This is a genomic window from Bowmanella denitrificans, from assembly GCF_002887595.1.
GTDB classification, from domain to species: domain Bacteria; phylum Pseudomonadota; class Gammaproteobacteria; order Enterobacterales; family Alteromonadaceae; genus Bowmanella; species Bowmanella denitrificans.
The window spans coordinates 1-24992 of the sequence record NZ_PEBU01000016.1 but is presented as its reverse complement, the minus strand read 5'-3'; the positions used below and the strand labels follow the sequence as shown (position 1 = coordinate 24992).

At 49.3% G+C, this 24992-nt stretch carries 25 protein-coding genes; 15 read left to right on the top strand and 10 right to left on the bottom strand.

Going from position 1 to position 24992, the window contains the following annotated elements; all coding sequences use genetic code 11:
* Positions 1 to 18: 18 nt before the first annotated feature.
* Positions 19 to 1329 (top strand): lipid IV(A) 3-deoxy-D-manno-octulosonic acid transferase, encoded by a 1311-nt coding sequence (waaA, locus tag CSR04_RS22255; RefSeq protein ID WP_102798549.1) that lies wholly within the window; start codon positions 19 to 21, stop codon positions 1327 to 1329.
* A gap of 19 nt (positions 1330 to 1348) precedes the next feature.
* On the opposite strand, the gene CSR04_RS22250 is transcribed toward waaA, so the two are convergent.
* On the bottom strand, positions 1349 to 2377 hold the full coding sequence (locus tag CSR04_RS22250) for a glycosyltransferase family 9 protein (protein WP_342751430.1): 1029 nt from the start codon (positions 2375 to 2377) through the stop codon (positions 1349 to 1351).
* A gap of 57 nt (positions 2378 to 2434) precedes the next feature.
* Between CSR04_RS22250 and CSR04_RS22245 the strand changes: the two genes are divergently transcribed.
* The 4 genes from CSR04_RS22245 to CSR04_RS22230 all read left to right on the top strand — a co-directional run bounded on the left by CSR04_RS22245 (position 2435) and on the right by CSR04_RS22230 (position 6266).
* A complete protein-coding gene (locus CSR04_RS22245) occupies positions 2435 to 3157 on the top strand; it encodes a 3-deoxy-D-manno-octulosonic acid kinase (RefSeq protein WP_172449461.1) in 723 nt (240 codons plus the stop codon).
* Between the two features lie 71 nt (positions 3158 to 3228).
* Positions 3229 to 3984, top strand: a complete 756-nt coding sequence (locus CSR04_RS22240; protein ID WP_146027230.1) for a glycosyltransferase family 25 protein — start codon at positions 3229 to 3231, stop codon at positions 3982 to 3984.
* Between the two features lie 118 nt (positions 3985 to 4102).
* Positions 4103 to 5179 (top strand): glycosyltransferase family 9 protein, encoded by a 1077-nt coding sequence (locus CSR04_RS22235; protein ID WP_102798546.1) that lies wholly within the window; start codon positions 4103 to 4105, stop codon positions 5177 to 5179.
* Entirely contained in the window at positions 5172 to 6266 is a 1095-nt protein-coding gene (locus CSR04_RS22230; RefSeq protein ID WP_102798545.1) for a glycosyltransferase, read from the top strand. Before CSR04_RS22235 ends, CSR04_RS22230 begins: the two co-directional genes overlap by 8 nt.
* A gap of 100 nt (positions 6267 to 6366) precedes the next feature.
* Here the strand turns inward: CSR04_RS22230 and CSR04_RS22225 are convergent, their stop codons facing one another.
* Together CSR04_RS22225 and CSR04_RS22220 are read right to left on the bottom strand one after the other, a co-directional pair.
* Positions 6367 to 6960 (bottom strand): hypothetical protein, encoded by a 594-nt coding sequence (locus tag CSR04_RS22225; protein ID WP_102798544.1) that lies wholly within the window; start codon positions 6958 to 6960, stop codon positions 6367 to 6369.
* A gap of 300 nt (positions 6961 to 7260) precedes the next feature.
* On the bottom strand, positions 7261 to 8739 hold the full coding sequence (locus CSR04_RS22220) for a capsule assembly Wzi family protein (RefSeq protein WP_245921830.1): 1479 nt from the start codon (positions 8737 to 8739) through the stop codon (positions 7261 to 7263).
* Positions 8740 to 8862: 123 nt separating this feature from the next.
* Here CSR04_RS22220 and coaD point away from each other — a divergent pair, with 123 nt between their 5' ends.
* The gene (gene coaD / locus CSR04_RS22215; RefSeq protein WP_102798543.1) at positions 8863 to 9348 is read left to right on the top strand and encodes a pantetheine-phosphate adenylyltransferase; all 486 of its coding nucleotides are present in this window, start codon (positions 8863 to 8865) and stop codon (positions 9346 to 9348) included.
* Between the two features lie 10 nt (positions 9349 to 9358).
* Here the strand turns inward: coaD and mutM are convergent, their stop codons facing one another.
* From mutM to radC, 5 genes are all read right to left on the bottom strand, one after another.
* Positions 9359 to 10171 carry a bifunctional DNA-formamidopyrimidine glycosylase/DNA-(apurinic or apyrimidinic site) lyase gene (gene mutM, locus CSR04_RS22210; protein WP_102798542.1) on the bottom strand — a complete coding sequence of 271 codons (813 nt, stop codon included), beginning with the start codon at positions 10169 to 10171 and terminating at the stop codon, positions 9359 to 9361.
* On the bottom strand, positions 10171 to 10629 hold the full coding sequence (locus CSR04_RS22205; protein ID WP_102798541.1) for a hypothetical protein: 459 nt from the start codon (positions 10627 to 10629) through the stop codon (positions 10171 to 10173). Before CSR04_RS22205 ends, mutM begins: the two co-directional genes overlap by 1 nt.
* Positions 10630 to 10772: 143 nt before the next feature.
* Positions 10773 to 10928: a 50S ribosomal protein L33 gene (rpmG, locus tag CSR04_RS22200; RefSeq protein WP_102798540.1), complete on the bottom strand. Its 156-nt coding sequence runs from the start codon at positions 10926 to 10928 to the stop codon at positions 10773 to 10775.
* A gap of 10 nt (positions 10929 to 10938) precedes the next feature.
* A complete protein-coding gene (rpmB, locus tag CSR04_RS22195) occupies positions 10939 to 11175 on the bottom strand; it encodes a 50S ribosomal protein L28 (RefSeq protein ID WP_102798539.1) in 237 nt (78 codons plus the stop codon).
* Between the two features lie 145 nt (positions 11176 to 11320).
* Positions 11321 to 11995, bottom strand: coding sequence for a RadC family protein (radC, locus tag CSR04_RS22190; protein ID WP_102798538.1), 675 nt, complete (start codon positions 11993 to 11995; stop codon positions 11321 to 11323).
* Positions 11996 to 12129: 134 nt separating this feature from the next.
* On the opposite strand from radC, the gene coaBC reads away from it, so the two are divergent.
* Genes coaBC through slmA form a run of 3 tightly spaced genes read left to right on the top strand, consistent with a single transcriptional unit; the run spans position 12130 to position 14388 of the window.
* Positions 12130 to 13374, top strand: a complete 1245-nt coding sequence (coaBC, locus tag CSR04_RS22185) for a bifunctional phosphopantothenoylcysteine decarboxylase/phosphopantothenate--cysteine ligase CoaBC (RefSeq protein WP_102798537.1) — start codon at positions 12130 to 12132, stop codon at positions 13372 to 13374.
* Complete coding sequence (dut, locus tag CSR04_RS22180) at positions 13331 to 13786, top strand: dUTP diphosphatase (RefSeq protein WP_102798536.1); 456 nt, start codon at positions 13331 to 13333, stop codon at positions 13784 to 13786. Before coaBC ends, dut begins: the two co-directional genes overlap by 44 nt.
* An 11-nt stretch (positions 13787 to 13797) precedes the next feature.
* On the top strand, positions 13798 to 14388 hold the full coding sequence (gene slmA, locus CSR04_RS22175; RefSeq protein WP_102798535.1) for a nucleoid occlusion factor SlmA: 591 nt from the start codon (positions 13798 to 13800) through the stop codon (positions 14386 to 14388).
* 58 nt (positions 14389 to 14446) lie between these two features.
* On the opposite strand, the gene CSR04_RS22170 is transcribed toward slmA, so the two are convergent.
* Complete coding sequence (locus CSR04_RS22170; protein WP_102798534.1) at positions 14447 to 16072, bottom strand: M28 family metallopeptidase; 1626 nt, start codon at positions 16070 to 16072, stop codon at positions 14447 to 14449.
* Between the two features lie 125 nt (positions 16073 to 16197).
* Between CSR04_RS22170 and CSR04_RS22165 the strand changes: the two genes are divergently transcribed.
* From CSR04_RS22165 to CSR04_RS22155, 3 genes are all read left to right on the top strand, one after another.
* The gene (locus CSR04_RS22165; RefSeq protein ID WP_102798533.1) at positions 16198 to 16773 is read left to right on the top strand and encodes a TetR/AcrR family transcriptional regulator; all 576 of its coding nucleotides are present in this window, start codon (positions 16198 to 16200) and stop codon (positions 16771 to 16773) included.
* Between the two features lie 65 nt (positions 16774 to 16838).
* Positions 16839 to 17162, top strand: coding sequence for a DUF1820 family protein (locus tag CSR04_RS22160; RefSeq protein WP_102798532.1), 324 nt, complete (start codon positions 16839 to 16841; stop codon positions 17160 to 17162).
* A gap of 162 nt (positions 17163 to 17324) precedes the next feature.
* Complete coding sequence (locus CSR04_RS22155; protein WP_102798531.1) at positions 17325 to 19007, top strand: DUF885 domain-containing protein; 1683 nt, start codon at positions 17325 to 17327, stop codon at positions 19005 to 19007.
* Positions 19008 to 19051: 44 nt separating this feature from the next.
* Here CSR04_RS22155 and CSR04_RS22150 read toward each other — a convergent pair whose 3' ends face one another.
* A complete protein-coding gene (locus CSR04_RS22150; protein WP_102798530.1) occupies positions 19052 to 19516 on the bottom strand; it encodes an EVE domain-containing protein in 465 nt (154 codons plus the stop codon).
* Positions 19517 to 19610: 94 nt separating this feature from the next.
* Here CSR04_RS22150 and imuA point away from each other — a divergent pair, with 94 nt between their 5' ends.
* The 3 genes from imuA to CSR04_RS22135 are packed head-to-tail and all read left to right on the top strand — an operon-like array spanning position 19611 to position 24786.
* Entirely contained in the window at positions 19611 to 20294 is a 684-nt protein-coding gene (gene imuA, locus CSR04_RS22145; protein WP_102798529.1) for a translesion DNA synthesis-associated protein ImuA, read from the top strand.
* Between the two features lie 8 nt (positions 20295 to 20302).
* A complete protein-coding gene (locus CSR04_RS22140) occupies positions 20303 to 21709 on the top strand; it encodes a Y-family DNA polymerase (protein ID WP_172449460.1) in 1407 nt (468 codons plus the stop codon).
* Positions 21709 to 24786: an error-prone DNA polymerase gene (locus CSR04_RS22135; RefSeq protein WP_102798527.1), complete on the top strand. Its 3078-nt coding sequence runs from the start codon at positions 21709 to 21711 to the stop codon at positions 24784 to 24786. The genes CSR04_RS22140 and CSR04_RS22135 overlap by 1 nt, the downstream gene beginning before the upstream one ends.
* Positions 24787 to 24992: the final 206 nt, after the last annotated feature.

Genomic DNA, 24992 nt, shown 5'->3' with positions numbered 1-24992 from the left:
AGCCGGTCAAGAAATGTAATGCCCTTGCTTACCTCAGCTTATCGCCCAACCCTGGTCCAGGATATGTTGCGCTGGAGCTATTCACTGTTACTGACGTTACTCATTCCCTTTGCCTTTGCCAGCTTGCTGGTCAAAGCAGCCATTCGCAGCAAGTCATATAACCGCCGTCGTTTTGAACGTTTTGGTTTTATTCCCCGCGCGCCGAAAGCAGGTGGGATATTGCTGCATTGTGTGTCAGTGGGAGAAGTGGTTGCCGCCACAGGTTTAATAAAAAAAATTCAGACTTTACAGCCAGATTTGCAGATTACGATTACCACCACCACACCAACCGGCTCGGACAGGGTAAAACAGACCTTTGGCGATTCCGTACATCACTTCTACCTGCCTTTTGACTTGCACATGGCCATGGCAGGGATGTTAAGCCGGGTCAAACCCAGCCAGGTGTTAATAATGGAGGTCGAGCTTTGGCCGAATCTAATCCATGCCTGCTGGAAGAAGGGTATCCCGGTATCTGTCATTAACGCCCGCATGACAGACAGGTCGGTAAAAGGTTATCAACGTCTGAATATGCTAGCAGCCCCTATGCTGCATAAGCTGCATCAGGTATGTACCCAAGGGCAACGCGATTATGACAACTATCTGCAATTGGGTATCAACCCAGAAAAGTTGCACCTTACAAATAACATCAAGTTTGACCTGGAGATTCCGGAGAAAACGTTACTAAGAGCCGACACCCTGGCTCAATATGGGCTGGCAAACCGCAGGATTCTGATTGCTGGTAGCACCCATGAGCCGGAAGAAGCCATTTTGCTGGACGCTTATAAAAAGCTTAAAACTGAGTTTGCCGATCTGCTGCTTGTACTGGTGCCCAGACACCCACATCGCTTTGATCTGGTCGCTCAGCTATGTCAGAAGCAACGCCTGACCCTTTGCCGCACTAGTGCCCAACAGCCTTGCAATGCTGGCAGCGACATTTTACTGGCCGATGAAATGGGTTTACTAGCCCGTCTTTACGCCGTTGCAGACATAGCCTTTGTTGGTGGCAGTCTGGCTTTAAGAGGAGGACACAACGCGCTGGAGCCTGCGGCACTGGCTGTACCTATATTGATGGGCCCTTCCCAACACAACAATCCTCAGATATGCCAGATACTTAAGCAAGCCGGGGCATTAAAGAACGTAACCGATAGTCAGCACATCATTATGCAGGCCAGAAACTGGCTAACTAATCCATCTGGCATGCAGCAGGCTGGGGAAGCAGGCCTGGCGGTACTCAAAGCCAATAGAGGGGCGATTGATGCTACGCTTGCCTGCTTATTTAAGCTGACTTAAAGACTGTACTGGAGCACTTCTAGCCCCCGGATAACCACTCATTCACTTTATCCAGCACCATTTCAACACTGATAGCCGCCATTAAGTCCTGACCTTTTACTCTGGTACCCCAGGGCAATTGCTGCCAGCTTTTGCCCTTTTGGCTTACCACCTGTTGATCATAAACCGATACCACCCGGTGCTGGTCCAAATAGGGGCCTGTGCGTCTTGGATTACTATGGGCGTATAAGCCGATAACAGTGGTACCCACAGCGGTGGCCATATGCGCAGGGCCGGTGTCTGGTGCAATTACCAGCTCAGCCTGGGCAATCAGAGCCAACATTTGTTTGAGACTGGTCTTGCCGACATAATCGGTATGAATTACAGAGGTATGGGCCTGAATTGCATCGGCTACCTGTCGGTCCAGCTTGGCCGGTCCTCCGCAAAGCACCACTTTCTTGCCCTGATTATGTAAGTATTCTGCAACCTGGGCATAGCGCTCTGGTAACCAGTTTCGCTCCGCTTTACTGGCAGTTGGGCTGATAATTACAAAGTTCCCAAGAGATGCAGCCCGTTCATCTGCCCATTGCCTGTCTGCCAATTCAATGGGAATATCCCATTGCACTTGTGTTTCGGCAGGTACACCAATGGCATCAGCAAAGGCCATAAAGCCATCCAGCACATGTGCATGCTGCTGTGGTTGAATACGCTGATTGGTAAACAACCAGTGCAACTCTTTACTGCGCTGCCAGTCAAAGCCTATTTTACGTCTGGCCCGAATTTGCCGGGCCGCCAGATTAGCGCGCAGAGCCACTTGCATAACTAACAAGGCATCGAACGTCTGATTAGCCAGTTGACGATTTAGCTGTGTATAGGCTTGACGGCCCTGCTTTTTATCGAAGACAACAAAAGTGACCCCAGGCAGGTCGCCGACCAACTGATGTTCAACCTTACCAATGACCCAGGTAATACCAGTTTCTGGCCATTGGCGGCGAATACGCTGCACCATAGCAACGGCATGACAAACATCCCCAATGGCGGACAGGCGCAGAATACAGAGGTTTTTCACTCAATCTTCCAGGGTGGATAGTGTAAAATGGCGAATTTACCACAAAGCAGGAACAAGATGTCGTCTGTTAAGCAATGTCGGGCTGGTTCTCACCACTGGCTGATGGATACAGAGATACTGCCAGATTGTGGTCCGGCACATTTTGACATTGGCTTCTGGCACGGCAACATAACCGGCCAGTCGCATGGACGCGGCACCACTTACTTTGTCTCTCACCAAGAACATCGCTTGGTACTGCGTCATTACCGCCGCGGCGGCTTGGTGGGTAAATTGCTGGATGATCAGTATTTTTTTACCGGTCTCAAAAATAGTCGGCCATTTCAAGAATTTCGCTTGCTGAACTGGATGCACAACCAAGGCTTGCCAGTGCCGAGGCCGGTAGCCGCTCACGTGCAACGCTGCGGTTTAATCTATCGCGCGGACTTGATACAGCAGCAAATTGAGAATGCACAAGATCTGCACCAGTTGTTATGCCAGCAAAGTCTGTCTGAACAGCAATGGTTTGATGTAGGCTGTGCCATTGCCAGCCTGCATAATCTGCAGATATATCACCATGATCTAAATATTCATAATTTAATGATGGATAGCCAAAATAGGATTTGGCTAATCGACTTTGATCGCTGTCAACGTCGCTCAGGAAGTGCCTGGAAAGCTCAAAACTTAGCCAGACTAAAACGCTCGTTAAGCAAGGAGCGGCAAACTAGCCCTGGGTATTTTTGGCAGGAGCAGGAGTGGCATGCATTGCAACGAGGTTACCAACATAGTGAGCACATCAAGTGATGCCAGATTGCCAAACTTACTCAATTTAATCAGTCTTGCGTGATAGGCATTTCTGCTTGGTGCAAAATGTTATGAAGCGATATCAGATTTTCCTAATTAATTTGGATAGGTCGACAATCAGATTGCAGCACTGCCTGCAGCAGTTCGCCAAATTCAACATTCAGTTTGACCGAATTCCGGCCATTGACGGACAGTACTTGTCTGAACAGGAGTTGCAGCAACATTATGATGTGTCACTGAACAGCAAAAAATACCATAAGCGGATGAACCGGGGTGAAATTGCTTGTTTTCTTAGTCACCGGCAAGCCTGGCAACGCGTTATTTCTGAAGGTTTGGATTTTGCTTTAATACTCGAAGATGATTTTATCCTTGAAGATGATCTTCACAAGATAACCCAAGCCATTTCTGCCATGGATATGGAGTGGGATTATATTAAGTTAGCCGAGTATCCGATTAAACGACGAGCACGCTTCAGTACAAAAGTGGAGCAGTTCACGTTATCTAGTTATGATAAAGTCCCTTCCCGGACATGCGCCCAGCTCGTCAGTTTATCCGGGGCCAAAAAGCTTTTAGTCGGCACAGAAAAATTTGGCCGTCCAGTTGATGTGGAATTGCAATATTGGTGGGAGCATAAGCTTAATATATATGGTTTAACACCTTATATTATCAAGCCGCATGATGCTGAAAGTGAGATTGATATTTTTAATAAAAGAAAAAAAAGCAAAAGCAAGTCATTAATTAAATTTAAAAACTTATTAAGCTTCGCAGTTAAAAATCGTATCGAATTGCGTCGCAGCATCAAGTTCGGACTCGCGCGCCAACGATGAGAGATCACATTGAAGCTAGTCTCAGAAATAGCGTTATTGCTTCTGTTAGATGTTTATGTCCAAGAGGCATTATCTGTAACCTTTATCTACACCCTCTCAAATTGGGCTGAGAAATATAATGACTATTCCCTCCCCTAAAGTCTTGCTTGTTCCGGTATCGTCACCAGAAGGCATCGGTGAATATATGCGTTGCCTGATCCTGGCCAAGGCGATAATGGCAGAAATGCCCAATGCCACAATTCGATTTATCCTGAGTAAACATGCTCCTTACGCTGCGTCCTGCCCTTATCCTGCACTGCTATTGGACGCTTCCCCGACCAAATGCGAAGCAGAAGTCTGCCAGGAAATTGCCACCTTTAAGCCGGATCTGGTGATATTTGACGCCTCAGGGCGACAGTCCCAGCTGGCGCAGGCGAAGAATATGGGTGCAAAGGTGGTGTTTATCAGCCAGCATCGCAGCAAGCGTCGGCGAGGGATGCGTATCAGTCGGGCCAAATACACAGATCGTCATTGGGTGGTACAACCGGAATTTGTAATTGGCGCCCCCAATTGGTTTGACCGGCAGAAGCTCAGGCTTTTGGGTTTTACGCAACCATACTGTATCGGCCCGGTCTTCACACCACCAGCGGAAGAACGCCAACAAAGATTACTGGCAGAATATGGCCTGCAAAAAAGACAATTCCTGCTGTTAAACGCTGGTTCTGGCGGGCATAAGGGCCCGGATGGCTTGGCTGCAGACAGCTTTGCCCAGAGCGCTAAAGCCCTCGCAGACCACGGAAACCAAGTCGTGATGGTATTTGGTCCCAATTACCCCAAGCCGATACCAGATATTGCTAACATCATATGTCTGAATGCTGTTGATAATGATGATTTTATTAACTTACTGGCAGCAAGTCGCTATGCAGTGCTAAGTGGCGGAGACACATTATTGCAGGCGATAGCGCTGGGAGTGCCGACCGTAGCCGTAGCCGTTTCAAAAGATCAACCCAAACGAATTTCAGCGTGCCTGAAGCAGGGACTGATTATGATTAGTCCATGCCAGACTGATAGCATTACTCAGGTTGCCCTGCAAATGGAACAGCCACGCAGTATGGAAAAAATCAAGAGAAATCTATCAAAATTTCAAGGACTTAATGGCGTGGACACAGCCATGCAGGATATTCGCCAATTACTGAAGGATTTACAAAATGAGTAAACGCATAGCCATAGTCATTGATAGTCTAGCGGGTGGGGGGGCAGAACGTAGTATGCTGACTTTGGCGGTGGCTATGCAAAACCTGGGACATCAGCCCTACCTGTTGGTTTTGCAGGAGTTTGGCTTGTATCACGTTCCGGCGTCTTTGCCCGTGTACTATTGGCAAAAAGGCAAGCACCGTAGCTGCGACCCAATCTTGGGCATGGAAAAACTGGCCCAGGACTTCCGCAATTGGATTGAGCGGATTCAGACAGAGGTGGGACAGTTTGATGCTTATTATTCCAATCTCGATAAAAGCAATCTGCTCATGAGTCGCGCGCAAGTCACGCCAAGTTTTTATGTGGTGCATAATGCCATTCAGGAAGAATTGAATAAGCAAAAACGCATGGGGCCGATAAAATATTACAAGATGTATCGGGCCAAACGTGCGTTGGATAAAAAAGATCTGATTACGGTGTCGGCAGGTATCGCCAAGGAACTGGAATCTTGCAAACTAGCCTCACCAAACTCAGTCAAGACCATTTATAACCCCTTCGATATCGCCGATATCAAGTTACAATCTGAACAGCAGGTTGCGGGGTTACCGCAAACGGATTACATCATTCATGTTGGACGTTTTGCCAAGCAAAAACGCCATGATGTTCTGTTTCGGGCATTACGCCACTGCCAAACCTCGCTTCCCGTTGTGCTGCTTTGCAACAATATTAAAAAGGCCCGTAAAATGGCTAAGGTATATGGTGTTGAAGACAAAGTTATATTACCGGGATTTCAAAGCAACCCTTATCCTTGGATTAAGCAAGCCAAACTGATGGTACTTAGCTCAGATCATGAAGGTCTGGGGAATGTGTTGATCGAGTCACTGATATGCGGTACCCCTGTTGTCAGCACCGATTGTCCACATGGACCTAGGGAAATTATGACAGGTTTTCTTTCTGAATTTTTGGTGCCTTGCAGAGATCATAAAAGTTTAGCAAAAGCGATAGACAAAGCTCTTTGTTCCTATCCAGACTTACAATCAGTTGAAATATTAAAACAAGTTGACGCTTCAACTGTAGCAAAATCTTATTTGAAACTAATAGAACTATAATTAATGAGTTTTTATGAAGCTACATTTTTACATCTACTATAATTCAATATTACATGAGCCCATCTTATATAAAAAGCACTAAGATGGGCTCATACACAATCTATCTATTAGAAGTAAATGAAGTCACTTTGTCGTTCCATCCCAATGGACCTAAGTTTATTATACTTCCAGTACCTTGCAAGGTTATACTTGAGCCACTAAACCCACCATGTTCGAATAGGGTCACAGACATGCCAACAGGGATATAAACACTTGAAGCTTTATCATTAAAATAGTTTAAATCATTATTAGGCACGTTGGGAATTACAGGAACTTTTCCGCCTCCCCCATTTGCGTCATAATACAACTTCGCAATGGATGCATCATTACACCCCCATGTATCATCAAATACCGCCCATGAGCTAACAACATCATTCCATCCCAATGGGCGAAGATCCGGTGCAGAATTCGATAGAAATGTCCATGCGCCTTTGTAAGTATGGTCTCTAGCGAGGAGGACACACAAATTCCCAACTATTTCAACAGAGCTCGCTGAATCATTTTGATCAACAGTCCTACCATAGCCGGCAACAAGTGGAGTCGCTACAAGACCTCCCTTGTAGTGAGAGTCCACATATAGGGTTGCATATTCGGCGGAAGCGTATGAGGAAGTTAAGAGAGCAATAGATACTAGAGAAGTTTTTAGAAGTTTCATTTTCATTCCTTAAAAATTTGATATAGCAGAAAAGAGTTAATCCCTTAAAAACTTGTTTATAACAGCCTAAAAAATAAAGGGAGGCTAACTCCCGCTTTACTATAGAGTGATATTAAAAAAACTCAACCTCTTATTAAAAATAACTTACAGAGATTTTTTTGTACTTTTAAGAAAGAAACTGTAAGGAAGAGTTCTTATTTGTCAGCGTTTATCTTTCAAATGTCAGGATTTATTTCAACTACTCAATACATGAAAATTATTTTGATGAAGAAGCGAATATGATGTCAGACTCATCAAAAATCAAAATTTATAACTAGCAGAAAAACTGATGTATGCATTCCAGTTTTTTCTTTCTTCATCAACATAACTTTTCTCCAGATTAAATCCGAGTTTTAACAACCAGTTATAAACAGGGTGTTGGTATTGTCCTTTAATATGATATACCTCCTCGCTCTGTCCTTTTAAGACAGGAGATGGCTTTGACTTATCCTCATTCAGGCGAAGATGTCCAAGCTCGATAGACACAGCTTCACCGTCCTCGAAATGCTTACGCATGCCAAACACCAATGACTTGGCGTCTGAATCAAAGGTGCTGCCAATTGCTCGCCCAAAATGGCGATACCCACTCTTATAGACACTATGCTCGTAATAGCAATTGTAAGTGGTAGAGCCTTTGCCGCCACAGGCGACCTCGGTATTGCTTGATTCAAAATACCATTTAGCACCAAGCAAGTAGGCGGATGCACCGTAAAGGTGTCCTTTATCTGTGACTTTATAATAGTCAACCGCATCCTCACCAACTTGTTGCCCATAGACACTGACGTCCAGATCAAAAACCCTGAAGCTGTATCGAATGTCGTAACCGGCAATCTGATTCCCCGCCTGAGTATTAAGAGCGGCATCGCATTCGTTCTCACCATTTGCGCATTCAGTTTTGAAAGTTAGGATCTTAAAAAAATCTGACAGGCCGTTACCCCGCCCTTGCCCTCCCCACATGGCCGCCCACGACAGACCAACTTCCAAGCCATCTAACGGCTGGAAGTTAAAACGACTTTTCCATAAGCGGGTATCGGGTACTGTTCGGTCGCTTTCTAACTTGCCCATCTGCGCAGTGAAATACCAAGGGCCAAGAAAACTCAAGACCCCATCAGACGCTGTTGCCATTGAACGGGAAAAAGCGATTCCGGGGACAGGTCTTGCGTTGTTACTCAAGATTAAACTACTGGCCTGGCCAGGGCCCCACCATTGATCTAAGGCTCCGACCCTAATATTCCAGTTACCAAATTGGTAGGCGATGAAGCTTTGATCCCAATATCGCTCGCCACCTGACACAAAATTGGTTGAAATCTGATAGGCTACTGGACCCCAATCGCCGCTGGCCGAAATACGGGCAAAGGCTTTTTCCGCAGACGTATCATCGAAACTTTTAAAGCGCTTTTCTTCCGTGCTGGCCTGCAGCGTAAGTACCTTCAGGGTTTTGGCGTTTTTTTGTTGCTGCAGGTAATGACGTAAGCGTGAATAGGCAATCCAGGCCTCCGCATCCAGACTGGTTGGGTCCAGTTGCTCAAGTTCACGGTCAACCCCCTTCCATGGCACAGGAAAACTGGTCACAGCCACCCTGATATGGCCTTTTTCGGCCAGCAATGTCAGATCGGAGTGTAAAGCTGGCTCTATAGTTCCTATCCAAGGAGAGGAATATGTGGTCACTGGGGTAGCCAAAGCAGCCAGGACAGATGAATAAAGCAGCGTCTTATGCAAAATCATTCCTTTTTCAGACATTAACTTAACCCTATACATCCTCGGAAGAGGCCGCATTCTAGCATTAAAAATACCAACTAAAGGGTTAAATTCTGTAAAGAGCTAAGCTAAGCTTGGCGCTGGTTTATAGCTAGCGGCACCTTTATGCATACCAAGGCCATTTATCCGGGCACTTTTGATCCTATCACCAACGGTCATGCCGATTTAATTGAGCGGGCAGCCAATATGTTCGCGCATGTGACGGTAGGCATTGCTTCCAATCCAAGTAAAAAGCCATTATTCAGCCTGGAAGAGCGAGTGGAACTGGCCAAGAAGGTGACTTCTCATCTGAACAATGTGGAAGTGCTGGGCTTCACTGGTTTACTGGTGGATTTCGCCTCAAAGCATAACGCCACTATTCTTATTCGGGGCCTTCGTGCGGTATCCGATTTCGAATACGAATTCCAACTGGCCAATATGAACCGACGCCTGAACCCTAATCTGGAAAGTGTGTTTCTTACTCCTTCAGAAGAAAATTCCTTTATATCCTCCACTCTGGTTAAAGAAGTGGCACTGCATCGTGGTGATGTCAGCGGTTTTTGTCACCCAGTGGTACAAGAAGCATTACGTATCAAATTTAAAGACAGATAAACCAACTTAACTATCGTTGACATTTGTGGCAAAAAAAACTGTTGCGCTGTCCGATAGTGACAGCTTGCAGCGGTGACTGGCACACCCGGCAAGGTTTACCGCTACGGCCATATACTTGCAATTCCTGGGCAAAATAGCCGGGATTGCCGTCTGCCTGAGTAAAATCTTTCAGGGTGGTCCCACCCTGTTGAATAGCCAGTGCTAATACCTGTTTAATGGCCGCCGCCAGCTTAAGATAAGCAGCCTGGCTAACCTTGCCTGCCGCCTTGCGTGGATCAATACCCGCCATAAACAAAGATTCACTGGCGTATATATTGCCGACGCCTACCACAATATGGTTGTCCATAATAAAATTCTTCACCGCCACCTGCTTGCCTCGGGATAGAGCAAACAATCTTTGCCCGTCAAATGCGTCGGTTAAGGGTTCCGGCCCTAAGCGACTTAGCAGCGCCAGTGGTTCGGTATCCGTTCCCTGCCACAAACAGGCACCAAATCGGCGCGGATCATTAAACCGCAGGCACTTACCATTGTGCAGTTGAATATCCAGATGATCATGCTTTTGCACCGGGCTGTTGGTATCCAAAACCCTTAAACTGCCGGACATGCCCAAATGCAGAATCAGGCTGCCGCTGGCAGTATCCACCAGCAGGTATTTGGCACGGCGACGGACATCCTGGATCTCTCTACCCACTGCAAACTGTACCTCGCCGGGTACCGGCCAGCGCAATTGTGTCTGGCGTACGACTATGGCCTGGATACGCTGACCAATCAGATGCGGACTGATACCCAGGCGACTGACTTCCACTTCTGGTAGTTCAGGCATTAATACACTCCTGCGGGAATAAAATCGGATAAGTCCGCCCCGGGTAGCTGATAAAGCTGGCCCTGCTGTGCCACCAGCAGCCCATCGGCGCTTTGCTGAATGCTATATACCCTGCCCTGACTTTCACCCGCCAGCCAGACCACTACCACGATGGGCGATTCGAGTCGCCCTGGCCCCAAGGCCTGCATACTGGCACTTTGCCACTGATTTACCAACTGTTGCAATTGTGCTTCTGTTGCGTCTGTTGCAGGTCGCAGGCGCCAGCCCTGGCCAATACGCTCCAGTTGGTGATGACCAAACTCCATCTTCATCACTGGAATATCCGCGGGTAGGAGCAGGTTACTTTCACTGTCAGGTGCGTCAGAGAGAAACTTGCCACTTTGGTTAAACAGGATGATCAGCAATAACGTGGCAAAAATCAGGACATTGTTCCAGCCCTGGCGCGACAGACGAATCATTGGCTTTTGCTCGATAAAGATATGAGCCGCTTTTATATCAAATATATGGCCCGAAATCCTCAGGAACGGGTGACTTACACTTTAATCAAGGCGTAAAAAAACCCGGGCTGGCCGGGTTTTTTTGGAGACAAAAGCAAGCAAAATTACTTGATTTTGGCTTCCTTGAACAGCACGTGCTTACGCACAACGGGATCAAACTTTTTGATCTCCATTTTGCCAGGCATGTTGCGCTTGTTCTTGTCAGTGGTATAGAAATACCCAGTATTAGCAGTAGAAACCAACTTGATCTTATCGCGCATGGTTTATTCCTTAGATTTTTTCGCCACGGGCACGGATATCAGACAGAACTGAATCGATGCCTTTCTTATCGATAATGCGCATACCCTTTGGAGTCAGGCGCAATTTAACGAAACGGTTCTCGCTCTCAACCCAAAAACGGTGGGTTTGCAGGTTTGGCAGAAAACGACGACGAGTCGCGTTCTTTGCGTGTGAACGGTTGTTACCTACCGCTGGACGCTTGCCAGTTACTTGACATACTCTGGACATGTTTGTCTCCAAATTACTTTAAATCAATCCTGGCTGGCCAATATACAACCTATACCAGTTCACGCTAGTGACAAGAGGGCGCATTTTATACAGCAAAGCCCCACCAAGATCAACTCTTTTCCATTTAATCACGCGGCGCCAGCGCTTATAGCAAGCCCCTTTCGGCAAAAGAAACGGCTTCGCCATCGCCGATCACAAAGTGATCCAGTACACGAATATCCAACAGCGCCATCGCATCAACAATGCGGCGGGTAATCAATCGGTCAGCCTGACTGGGTTCAGCCACCCCGGAAGGGTGATTGTGCGCCAGAATCACTGCGGCTGCTTTGGCGTCCAGCGCCGTTTTAACCAACACCCTGGGATACACAGAGGCTGCATCCAAGGTGCCAAAAAACATGGGCTTAAAGGCAATTAGACGATGCTGAGAGTCGAGTAACAGCATTGCAAACACTTCATTGGGTTCATCCCTGAGCTGGCTGACCAGAAATCGACGGGTATCCTGAGCACTGGTAAACACATCCTTGCGCAACAAGGTTTCCTGGAAATAACGCCGGGCCATCTCCAGTACCGCCTGTAATTGCACATATTTGGCATTGCCCAAGCCTTTGGCTGCACAAAAGTCTTCGCGACTGGCCGCAAACAACCCACGCAGACTGCCAAAGTTTTGCAGTACCTGCCGGGATAAATCCACGGCATTAATGCCCTGAACCCCGGTACGCAGAAAAATCGCCAACAGTTCCGCATCAGACAAACTTTGCGCACCACGCGCCAGTAGCCTTTCCCTGGGTCTATCCTGGTCCGGCCAATCCTGTAGCTTCATATTCAATTCCCCAGCTTTGCTTTTTATTCAGCCTATCTACAAGCAGCGCGATTCACTTCATGCCATCAGTGCTCTACCTATACCTACCCCATTAATGATAGGCTAAGCCACTTATCCGCAGCGGATTTGTTTTTATGCAAAGGTTAAATGGAACCAATATTTTGCTTGGCATTACCGGGGGGATCGCGGCCTATAAAACTCCCGATTTGGTGCGCAAACTAAAAGCCCAAGGTGCCAATGTCAGAGTGGTAATAACGCCGTCGGCTAAAGAGTTTGTCAGCCCTTTGGCCTTACAGGCGGTTTCCGGAACACCGGTTTCACTTGAGTTGTTAGATCCTGCGGCAGAAGCTGCCATGGGGCATATTGAACTGGCTAAATGGGCAGACCGAGTGCTTGTCGCCCCCGCCAGCGCCAATTTTATTGCCAGACTGGCCGCCGGCATGGCAGATGACCTGCTCAGCACGCTTTGTCTGGCCACCAGCGCCCCTTTATATTTAGCCCCGGCCATGAACCAACAAATGTATCGGGCTGCTGCCACACAGCAGAATCTGCACACCTTACAAACACGGGGGGTAACGTTGCTGGGACCCGCCGAAGGTGAACAGGCCTGTGGAGATACCGGACCTGGGCGCATGCTGGAACCTCAGGAATTGACCGATCTTATGGCCAGTGCGGTAACAACGCCACTGCTGGCAGGTGTTAATCTGCTGATTACCGCAGGTCCCACCCGGGAAGCAATAGACCCGGTACGTTATCTGTCCAACCACAGCTCCGGAAAGATGGGCTATGCCCTGGCTAAGGCAGCGCAGCTGTTGGGTGCGCAGGTCACATTGGTCAGTGGTCCGGTAGCATTAAGTACGCCTTTTGGGTGTCGGCGCATCGATGTACAAAGCGCTCAGCAGATGCATCAGGCGGTTATGGCTGAAGTGGCCAATATGGATATCTTTATCGGCTGTGCGGCGGTGGCTGACTATCGGCCTGCTCAGCAGGTAGAGCAAAAAATCAAAAAAAATCGCGATGAGATGACCCTGAGCCTGGTAAAAAATCCGGATATCCTCAGTGATGTCGCCGCACGCCCTGATCGCCCTTTTGTGGTGGGCTTTGCTGCCGAAACGCAAGATATGGAACATTATGCGCGCGATAAACTGAGCAGAAAAAGGCTGGATATGATTGCAGCCAACGATGTATCCAAGCAGAATATCGGCTTCAACAGTGAGCAGAATGCCTTGTCTGTTTTCTGGCCTTCAGGTGAAACCCAACTGCCGCTATGCGATAAGCACAGTCTGGCACTGCAGTTACTTCAGGTAATTGCAGAACAATATAAAGAAAAACAAGATGCACAAGATAGACGTAAAGATACTGGATCCGCGGATCGGTAACGAGTTCCCACTTCCCGAGTATGCCACACCAGGTTCTGCAGGTATGGATTTACGTGCTTGCCTGGATGAACCCCTGCTGCTGGCACCGGGGCAAACTGAACTACTGCCCACCGGCATCGCCATTCATATTGCTGACCCTGGCATTTGCGCCACCATATTGCCGCGTTCTGGCCTTGGCCATAAGCATGGCATTGTGCTGGGCAACCTGGTGGGGTTAATTGACTCCGATTATCAGGGTCAACTGATGGTGTCAGTGTGGAACCGCAGTGATGAGGAATTTATTATCCAGCCAGGTGATCGGGTCGCGCAAATGGTGATCCTGCCGGTTATCCAGGCCAAATTCAGCATTGTGGATGAATTCGACAGCAGCAACCGGGGCCAGGGTGGTTTTGGTTCCTCCGGCCGCAACTAACAGGAAGCAGCATGCCAGCAAGCAAACGCACTAATCGTCGCGCGCAGATCCTCCAGTGTCTGGCCAGTATGCTGGAAACCAGCCCCGGCCAGCGTATTACCACGGCCAAGCTGGCTGCCGAAGTGGGGGTGTCGGAAGCCGCCCTGTACCGGCACTTTCCCAGTAAGGCACGAATGTTCGAGGGCTTGATCGAGTTTATCGAAGAAACCTTATTTTCGCGCATCAACAAAATACTCGAAGATGAAAAAGATACGGCGCTTCGCTGTCAGCATATTCTGCATCTGATTCTGGGTTTCGCTGAGCGTAATCCCGGTATTACCCGGATTCTCAATGGTGATGCCCTGATGGGGGAGCAGGACAGATTGCGCACCCGTATAGCGCAGTTGTTTGAACGTCTGGAAACCCAGTTACGTCAGGTGTTGCGGGAACGCAAGCTGCGTGAAGGTAAACCGATGATTGCCGACGAAGGGCTTATTGCCAACATTCTGATTTGCTTTGCCGATGGCCGTATTAATCAGTTTATTCGCAGCGAATTTACCCGTCGCCCCACCGAGGGTTTTGCTGAGCAGTGGCAATTGCTGAAAGGGCGTTTTTTCGTCTAGCACCAGAGCCTGTAGATCTTCTGGGTATAGATGTTGAAAAGGGGCATGTGCCCCTTTTTTATTGCCCGAAGGTCGTACCAAAAAAGTCGCCTTTATTCCATGTTGGTCTGACCGGGTCATTGGCGATCGTCAGACCTATCTGCAAATTCGCTTCGGTAAAGCGCTGGGCGGCGCGCCAGTTGAATTTGTCGTTCAGCTCATCGGAAGGCTTGTGGTAGTCGCTATGCAGAAACTCGCCAAATTTCTTAGCACCGTCGACATTCGGGTCCATGGAAGTCAGGCCCGGTACCAAAAACACGGCCGGAATACCTTTTTTCACGAACATATAATGATCTGAGCGGGTAAACAGCGCCTGTTCAGGCCAAGGGTCCGGACTCAAACTCATCCCCAGTTTAGCCACCGCATCAGCAACCGCACCCTGTAACGAGCTGTGGTTGGCACCAAAGGCAATCACATCGGCAGCTTCATAGGTAAGAATCGGCATATCCAGATTCACATTTGCCACCATAGACTGCAGTGGCACAGTGGGGTGATGGGCAAAATAATCGGCCCCCAGCAGGCCCTTTTCTTCTCCGGTTACCGACAGAAACAACACGGAGCGTGCCGGTGCCTGTGGCAGGTTACTCAACAACCTGGCCGTTTCGAGCAACACGGCACTGCCACTGGCATTATCCATGGCACCGTTGTTAATCTTGTCCTGCTTGACGGTTTTGGCCAGGCCAATATGGTCAAGGTGCGCCGTATAGACCACATACTGATCTTTCAGTTGTGCATCAGAGCCAGGCAAAATAGCAGCCACATTAGGACTGCTGATGGTTTTATGCTCACTACGTTTACTGAAGTGAATGCTGGTTGGCAAGGCAAAACCGGCCGGGGATGTATTCTGCTCCAGGTCCGCGTAGATATCAGCCAGACTGCGCTCGGCTCCGGCAAAGAGTAACGCGGCCGCTTCCTGGGAAAAATATGCTGAGTTTTGCAGTTGCGGATACTGGTTAGCTGGCTGCCCATCTGCCTGTAACCAACTAACACTGGGCATATGCAGGTAATTAAGCAGATTTTGGTAAGGCCTGACCTTTTCGGCCAACGGCGTACTGATGGTAATCATGCCAATCGCACCATTGGCCACGGCATGACGGTTTTTCTCGCTGCCAGAGCCAAAATGCGCCCCCTCTTCACTGGGGAAGGAAGTTGGCTTACCTGACAGTATCACGACCACTTTGCCTTTTACATCCAGATTGGCATAGTCATTATGCTGAAGTTCTGGTGCCACGATGCCGTAACCCGCGAAGACCAGTTTACCCTGCAACTCTGATACTTCGCTGCTTAAACTGGCCGAGGTCAAATACTGACGGGGATACTCCAGAGCGGTCTTGCCATCCGGCCCGTTGAGTTCCAGTTTGGCCGAATCCTGTACCAGATGCGCCTGACGAAAAGCAATTTGCTGCAGATAATCGTTCTTGTCACCCGCAGGTTGTAAGCCCAGTTGAGCAAACTGACTAGCCATATACTGGGCCGCAATCTCATGGCCTTTGGAACCGGTATCCCGCCCTTCCAATAAGTCATGGGACAAGAAACGCAGATGTGCCTGAATACGATTGGCATCGGCCTTGGGCAACGCTTGCTCAGTTGCGGCATGAGCCCCAAAACTTAGCAGCAAAAGTAGCGCGGATATTGAAGATTTCATATTACCTCTCTTGACTATTGATGGCCTTAGTCTCGCATATTTTTCCAAGACTGTCGGCTATTTAGGTTGACTTGTACGGCCATTGCACTAACCTGCAAAGAACAATTGTTCTTTGGTTTATCCTCATGCCGAGAAAAGCACAATATGATGTCAATCAGGTCCTGGATCAGGCCATGGATGTTCTGCTGGAACACGGTTTTCACGGCTCGATCATGGATGAGATTATTGCCAGAACAGACTTCAACCGCCGTGGCTTTTATCTGGAGTTTGGTAGTAAGCAGAATTTCCTTTATCTGGTGTTGGAGCGATATCAGCAACACAGACTGACCCCCATAACGGCGCATCTCACTGAAAATCAGGGGCTGCTGTCGATTCAGCGTTTCTTCGATGATTACATTCTGCTGATCAAGGGCAGAGGCTGTCTGCTGGTTAATTGCATCACCGAGCTGGGGTTTGACGACGACCGGATTCGGGAAATGGGCCGCCATTATCTGGATAATCTGCAACTCGGCTTTATCGGTTGCCTGGAGCGCGCTCTGATGCATGGCGAAGTACGCAAAGATATCCAGCTTGAAGCTACGGCTTTGCAGCTCACCTGCTATGTACAGGGCTTTGCGGTTAACGGCATTCTGGCCGCCCAAACCGATGAGCTTAAACTGGCAACCCGGGCTTTACTGGGCCCGCTGTCAGCCAAAGCTTAAGTGGTTGGCAGTTACCTTCACAGCGGCTAAAATCGCCGCCCGGTTATCCAACGGCAAATGGTGTTATGAACAAAAGTAAGCCCTTGTATAAGGTTCAGTTTATCAGCAACGCAGAGCGCTATGAGGTGTATGTGCGCGAAGTCAGTCAGGGTGCCCTGTTTGGCTTTGTGGAAATTGGTGACTTTGTCTGGGATAACCACAGCACATTGTTGGTGGATCCCAGCCAGGAACGACTCAAGACAGAGTTTGACACTGTCGTGCGTACCTATATTCCCATGCACAATGTATTACGTATCGATGAAGTCAAGAAACAGGGCAATGCCAAAGTGACCGAATTGTCTGATAAGGTCACCCCCTTCCCCAAACCCATTTATACCCCTAAAAGCTGACTCCTGACGCAATTTTATCTGCTGACAACGCGGACTGGTCTCAGACCGATACACATTCAGGCATAGATACCTTAAGCTCGGAGCATAATAACAAGGGATAAGGTCATTGCCGTGTTGAAATATTGGATAACCGCTACCGCTCTGCTAACCAGCAGCGCCGTTATGGCTAACGAAAAACTGGACAAACTGCTGGACGAGATCTGGCAATTTGAGCTGCAAAGTTCCCCTACCATGGCCACCTCTCAAGGGGTGCATAATTATGATCATCTGCTTGCTGACTTGTCTGCTGAGGGTCTGAAACGCGACAGCGATCAGGCACAGGCTTATATCAGACAACTGGATGTACTGGCCGACGCCAAACTGGATAAGGACGACCGCATCAATTTATTGATGCAACGCCGTCGTTTGCAGGAAATAGTCGATAGTTATGCGTTTCACGCCCACTATATGCCCATCACCTCCGAGTATGGCTTTCACAGTGCCTTGGCCTTTCTGCCACGCAGCAGCAAGTTCGATACATTCAAAGATTATCAGAATTATCTGGCCAGACTGTCAGCCATTGAAGCTTACTTTAAACAAAATATTGATTGGATGCGGGAAGGGCTGAAAACCGGCTTTACCCAGCCACAGGTGGTACTGAAGGACTTCGAGCAGACAGCCCTGGCCTTTATTCAGGATAAACCGCAAGACAGCGTGTTTTACGCGCCCTTTGAGAATATGCCCGCCCATATCGATGCCACCCAGCAGGCGCAGCTCAAAAGCGAAGCTGCCAAGGTTTTAAGCCAGCAGGTGTTTCCGGCTTACCAGATGGTTTATGACTTCCTGGTTAATGAATATATTCCCGGTGCCAAGCAGGATATTGCCGCCAAGAACTGGCCTAATGGCGCGGCCTATTACGAAAATCGTGCCCGTTACTACACCACCCTGGATATCAGTGCCGAACAGATCCACCAGCTTGGTCTGGCCGAAGTTAAACGTATCCGTGCTGAAATGCAGACAGTGATGCAGGCATCCGGTTTTAAAGGCAGTCATGACGAGTTTGTTCACTTTCTGCGTACCGATCCGCAGTTTTATGCAAAGAGCGCTGAAGAACTGTTAAAACAGGCTGCCTATTTGTCCAAACAGATTGATGCCAAACTGCCTCAGCTTTTCTATAAATTGCCTCGCACCCCTTATGGGGTGGCGCCAGTACCAGACAGCATCGCGCCCAAATACACCACAGGTCGTTATGTTGGCCCTACCCGTGACGATCAGCCTGGCTATTACTGGGTCAATACCTATGCACTGGACAAGCGTCCTTTATATGAGTTGCCAGCATTAACCTTACATGAGGCCGTACCTGGTCATCACTTGCAAAATTCATTGGCCAGAGAAATGACCGATCTACCACCGGTCAGGCGTTACACCTATATCTCGGCCTTTGGTGAGGGCTGGGGCTTGTACTCTGAATACCTGGGCAAGGAAATCGGCTTTTATCAGACCCCTTATGACGAGTTTGGCGCCCTGAGCTACGAAATGTGGCGGGCCTGTCGTCTGGTGGTCGACACTGGTATGCATATGAAAGGCTGGACACGCCAGCAGGCCATTGACTATATGCTGGAAAACACCGCATTGTCGGAACATAACGTCACCACCGAGATCGATCGCTATATCTCCTGGCCAGGACAGGCGCTGTCGTATAAGTTGGGCGAAATCACCATCAAGCGTTTACGTAAACAGGCAGAGCAAGCGCTGGGCGCAAAATTCGACTTACGCGCTTTTCACGATATGCTGCTGGAAAACGGCTCTGTGCCCCTTAGCGTGCTGGAAGAACTGGTACAGGACTATATCAGGCAACAAAGCTGATAGAGACAGGATATTGATGGCCCGGATTAACCGGGCCATGGCTTCTATTCGTTTGCCATCTTCACCAGCACCGCCCATTCCCGGGCCGCCACTGGCATCACAGAAAGGCGATTGCCTTTTTGTACCAGTTGCATATCAGCCAGCTCAGCATTGGCCTTAATGGCCTGCAAACTCAGCACCCGGTCAAACTTACGCACAAACCTGACATCCACCATATACCAGCGCGGTTTATCCGGGCTACTTTTGGGGTCATAGTATTTGGATTCAGGATCAAATTGGGTGTGGTCCACATAGCCCTCTTTTACCACCTCGGCAATACCGGCAATCCCCACCTGATCACAACTGGAGTGATAAATAAACACCTGATCACCCAGCTTGATTTGATCCCGCAGGAAGTTTCTGGCCTGATAATTTCTCACCCCATCCCAATGCTCAGTCTGTTTGGGCCTTTTAATTAAGTCATTGATCCCAAAAGCATCGGGTTCTGTTTTAAACAACCAGTAACGCATTTGTCTTGCTCCTTTTTCAGCCCCTGCACGGACAGAGACTTGCACAATGGCTAATCATCAATATACTGTATTTATATACAGTTAATTTTATCCTATGAACAATCTTCTTGATCATTTAAAAAACAAAGGTTGGATCTGGCAAGCGGATTTTACCCAACCTTTGCCCATCACCACGCAGCCTGTACCGGACGATCTGGATAAGTATGTTCGTGGCGGGCTGAAAGAGCATGCCCTGGTAGAAATTCACAGCCAGATTGGTATAGGTGAAATTCGTCTGCTCCTTCCGCGCCTGGCAGCCAATGGGCAAGACCACAGACTGTTGGTGTGGGTTGCGCCACCCCATAAAATCAATGGTGAATGCCTGCACCAGGCAGGGGTAGATCTGTCCCGCGTACTTATCCTACACCCTCGAGATGGCAAAGAGGCCCTGTGGGCCGCCGAGCAGTGCCTGAAAAGCGGAACCTGCCACTCGGTTTTACTCTGGCATGGTGATATAGAAGTCGCTCAGGCGAAACGCCTGCAGCAGGCCTGTCAGCAAGGCCGGGCGCAACTGTTTCTGTTGCGAACCAGACAGAGCATCTCCCAACCCTTGCCGGTATCGTTAAGCTTGCAGCTTGAAGCCCATGCAGAGGGTCTTCAGATCAAAGTCACTAAATGCCGCGGGAGTTGGCCGCCTGCGCCCTTTATTTTAAATATGCGCCAGCGCTGGCCGAAACTGTGTCTGCCCCAGCCAACACAGCCCTCAGCCAATGTGATCCCTCTGCATCGTGCAAGCTGAGCTTCCATATGACGCCCCTTTGGCTGTATCTGGACTTTCCCAGTCTGCAACTCGACAGCTTATACCAGGAACAAGCATCCTGCCCTGTCATTATCCTGAGTAAAGAGTGCAACCAGGTCATCCAGCTAAATACTCAGGCATATCACCATGGGGTCAGAGTAGGCATGGGGCTTGGCAGTGCGGCCGCTTTGCATAAAGACCTACAAGTGATTGAATACCGACAGGAACTTGAAACCGCTAAGCTAGCCGAGATCGCACAATGGCTGTACTTTGTCACCTCAGATATTGCCTTCTGGTCACCTAACGGCCTGCTACTGCGCGTCCAGCACATGCTATCCATGTATGGTGGCTTGCCGTCTTACTGGCAGGCGCTCAAAGACAGACTCAGCCCCCTAAAACTAACCATGCGTTATGCTTGCGGTGCCAGCCCCTTGGGTGCAAGACTGCTGGCCAGAAGCGGACATAACCTCATCAGTCAGGACCCTGAGCTACTGCGAGAGAAGGTTAGCTTATGTACACTGGAACAAACCGACCTTCCCCATAGTATGTGCCAGAAGCTGACCAGAGTGGGCATCCGCCGTCTGAAGGAACTGATGAATGTGCCCCCCGGCGAGCTGGCGAAGCGCTTTGACAGCCAACTGGTGACCTATATAGGCAAGCTGCAAGGCACATTCCATCACCCAGTGGACTTTTATCACCCTCCTACCACTTTCAGTCAGTATCTTGAGCTGATGTATGAAATAGACAGCAGCCCAATACTATTGCACCCCATCAAGCGCTTGCTGAACGATTTGGAGCGTTTTTTACGCTTGCGCGACAAGCTGGCCACCGTGCTCGAATTTCGCTTCTCACAGCGAGATAGCGACGCCATTTCATTGACCGTATGTTCTGCGCAAGGGGAATATCAGGCCCAGCAATGGCAATCCCTGGTCAGCCTTAAACTGGAAAATCTGGTGCTTGCACAGCCCGTGTATGGCATTCAGCTGGCCGTGACTCATATGCAAGCCAAACAAGCGCAGGCAAATGATCTGTTCGCCGGTAAGCAAGGGCAAATGAATCACCGCCAGTTGCTGTCGCTACTGCAAGCTCGCTTAGGCACAAACGCGGTCTCGGGACTACAACTGCGCGATGACTTTCGCCCTGAATACAGCAGTGGCTATTGCCGCCCTTTTGAGCGCCTTGATAAACAGGACTGGCCGATTCCCGCCCTCAGACCCAGCCTGCTATTGGCCCCTCATCGTCCCTTAAATGAAAAAGTCAGCCTGTTGCAGGGACCGGAGCGTATCCAAACTGGTTGGTGGGACCATCAGCCCATTGACCGGGACTATTTTATTGCCCGCAATATTCAGGGCCAGTGGCTGTGGGTCTATCGAACCCGCAATAACCAGTGGTACATCCAAGGGTTATTCAGTTGATGTGTTACGCTGAGTTATTCTGCCAGAGCAACTTTTCCTTCCTGACCGGGGCATCCCATCCACAAGAACTGATCAGGCAAGCCGACTATCTTGGCTATCAGGCACTGGCCATCACTGACGAGTGCTCCCTGGCCGGTATTGTCAAAGCTTATATAGAAGTCAGAGACCGACAACTGGATATCAAGTTAATTGTCGGTAGTCTGATTAAGCTTGCACCGGGTCTTGAACTGGTATTGCTTTGCCCGGACAAATCCGCCTATTCCGAGCTTTGCCGACTGATTACTAATGCCAGACGCCGTTCAGAAAAAGGTAGCTACCAGATACATGAATGGGATCTAAAAAGCCTTCGCCACTGTTTACTGCTATGGCTGCCCACAGGGGATCAGCAACAAGATAACTATTGGGCTGACTGGTTAGCTAAACATCAGAGAGAACGTCTCTGGCTTGGTTGTCGACGCCTACTCAAGGCGGATGAACAGGAGTATCTGGCACATTGTCAGCAGTTAAGTAAACAGTATCAGTTGCCGGTTTGTTGTTGCACCGGGGTGTTAATGCACCATGAAGCCCGCCACAAGCTGCTACACACCTTGTCGGCCATTCGCCAGGGTAAGCCCGTGGAAAAGCTAGGTCATCAACTCCAGGCCAACGCGGAAGCCTGCCTGCGGCCACTGGAAAAGCTGATGAAGCTTTACCCTCAACAGTGGATACAGACTGCCCTGAGTATCGCTGAGCGCTGCACCTTTACACTGGATGAAGTCAAATATCAGTATCCCCAGGAAGTCGTACCTCAAGGTAAGACCGCCAGTGAGCATCTACGGGCATTAGTTAAAGCAGGCACAGCATGGCGCTACCCACAGGGCGTATCGGCCAAGGTACAAGCACTGCTCGATAAAGAACTCTGTCTGATCGCAGAGCTTGGCTACGAGTATTTTTTTCTGACTATTCACGACATTGTTGAATTTGCCCGTCGGCAAAACATTCTCTATCAGGGGCGAGGTTCGGCTGCCAACTCGGCGGTATGCTATTGCCTGGGTATTACTGCGGTAAACCCGCAAAAAAGCGAGGTACTGTTCGAGCGTTTTATCTCCAGAGAACGGGATGAGCCACCGGATATTGATGTGGACTTTGAACATGAACGCCGCGAAGAAGTCATTCAATACATCTATCAGAAGTACGGCCGTGAGCGCACAGCCCTGGCCGCTGCAGTAATTACTTACAGGCGCAAAAGCGCCATACGTGAGGTGGGCAAGGCCCTGGGTATTAATGAGACCCAACTGGACTTCTTTATTAAGAACATCAATCACCGCGACAGTGGCCTGAACTGGCAGGCCCAGCTCAGCGAGTTAGGCCTGGACCCATCGTCCCACCTTGGTCAGCATTTTATTGAACTGGTCAACGAACTGATTGGCTTTCCGCGCCATTTATCCCAGCATGTTGGCGGTTTTGTGATTGCCTCCGGCCCCTTGTATCACGTAGTGCCAGTAGAGAATGCCGCCATGGCAGAGCGTACTGTGATTCAATGGGATAAAGAAGACCTGGAAGCCATGGGCCTGATCAAAGTCGATGTACTGGCCCTGGGCATGCTTACGGCTATTCACAAGTGCTTTAGCCTTATTCAACAACATTATGGCCAGGCCCTGTCGATTGCTGAAATCAGTAACCGCGGCGATGACCCAGCTGTCTATGCCATGATCCAAAATGCAGATACCGTAGGGGTCTTTCAGATTGAATCCCGCGCACAGATGAGCATGTTACCCAGGCTAAAACCCAAGGATTACTACGATCTTGTGATTGAAATTGCCATCGTACGCCCCGGCCCTATTCAAGGCGATATGGTGCATCCCTATCTGCGCCGACGCCATGGTCAGGAGCCGGTTGAGTACCCCTCATCAGAGGTAGAAAAAGTATTAGAGCGCACACTGGGCGTGCCTATTTTTCAGGAGCAGGTTATCCAGTTGGCTATGGTCGCAGCGGGCTTTAGCGGGGGAGAGGCCGATCAACTGCGTCGCGCTATGGGCAGTTGGAAGAAAACCGGCGAGCTACAACGATTCGGCGAGAAGCTGGTTAACGGTATGCTGGTCAGAGGCTACGAGCGGGAATTCGCCGAACGTATCTTTCAGCAGATTTGTGGCTTTGGTGAGTACGGTTTTCCCGAAGCCCACTCCGCCTCTTTTGCGGTGCTGGCGTATGCTTCGTCGTGGTTAAAGCATTACTACCCAGCCGCCTTCTATACTGCGTTACTGAATAGCTGGCCGATGGGCTTCTACACCCCCTCCCAACTCATTCAGGATGCCAGGCGTCATCATATTAAGGTGCTTCCGGTCTGTGTAAACCACTCAGACTATGACTATAGATTGGAAAAACAGGATGATGAACTGGCGATTCGGGTGGGCTTTCGCCAGATTAAAGGACTGGCCCAGCAAGCAGCGTTGAAGCTCGTTGCGGCTCGCCCCGAACAGGGATTTAGGCATATCCAGCAACTGCGCGGGAGTAATGTCCCTCAAGAGGCATTGGAACAGCTAGCCAGTGCCGACGCCCTCGCCTGTATTCAGGGCAATCGCTATCAGGCCAGATGGGCTCTTATGGACAACAGCCATAGTCTGCCAGTATTTAACCACTCAGAGCCTTCCAACCAGGGCTGGCTATTTCAGCCTGATGAGCTGGCAACCCTCTCAGAGGATTACGCGGCGACAGGTTTCAGCCTTGCCAAGCATCCTATTCAACTGCTGGATGAAGCCGCGCTGTTAGGAAAATATACAGCAGCTGCGCAGCTTGCCAATAAGGAACACAGAAAGCCGGTTACGGTGATAGGCATGGTCACTGGGCGGCAGCGCCCAGGCACATCTAAGGGGGTGACCTTTATTACCCTGGAGGACCACACCGGCAATATTAATGTGATTGTCTGGCTGGCGACGGCCAGAGCACAAAAGCAAGCCTACCTGAAGGCCAGTATCCTTAAGGTTTCAGGGCTATTGGAAAGAGGCGATGGTGGCGTTATTCATGTTATTGCCGGCAAGCTGGAAGATCTAAGCCACTTACTGGATAAGCTCAGACTCAAGTCCAGAGATTTTCATTAAGATTTTATTGCCAAAGCATTTATTCAAGCCAGACTCAGCGATAAACACTACCACCAGTACAGTACCCTGCCTGAATGTATTGATGCCAGAGCAATTATCGCCCGGGCCATGCCTAAGGTTTGAGCCGGCGTGGGTCGGAATTGATTCCGACAGGGATTAAAGCGGTCTGATGGTTGGGGTAAACGAGAGGCAATAAAAAAGGGCTA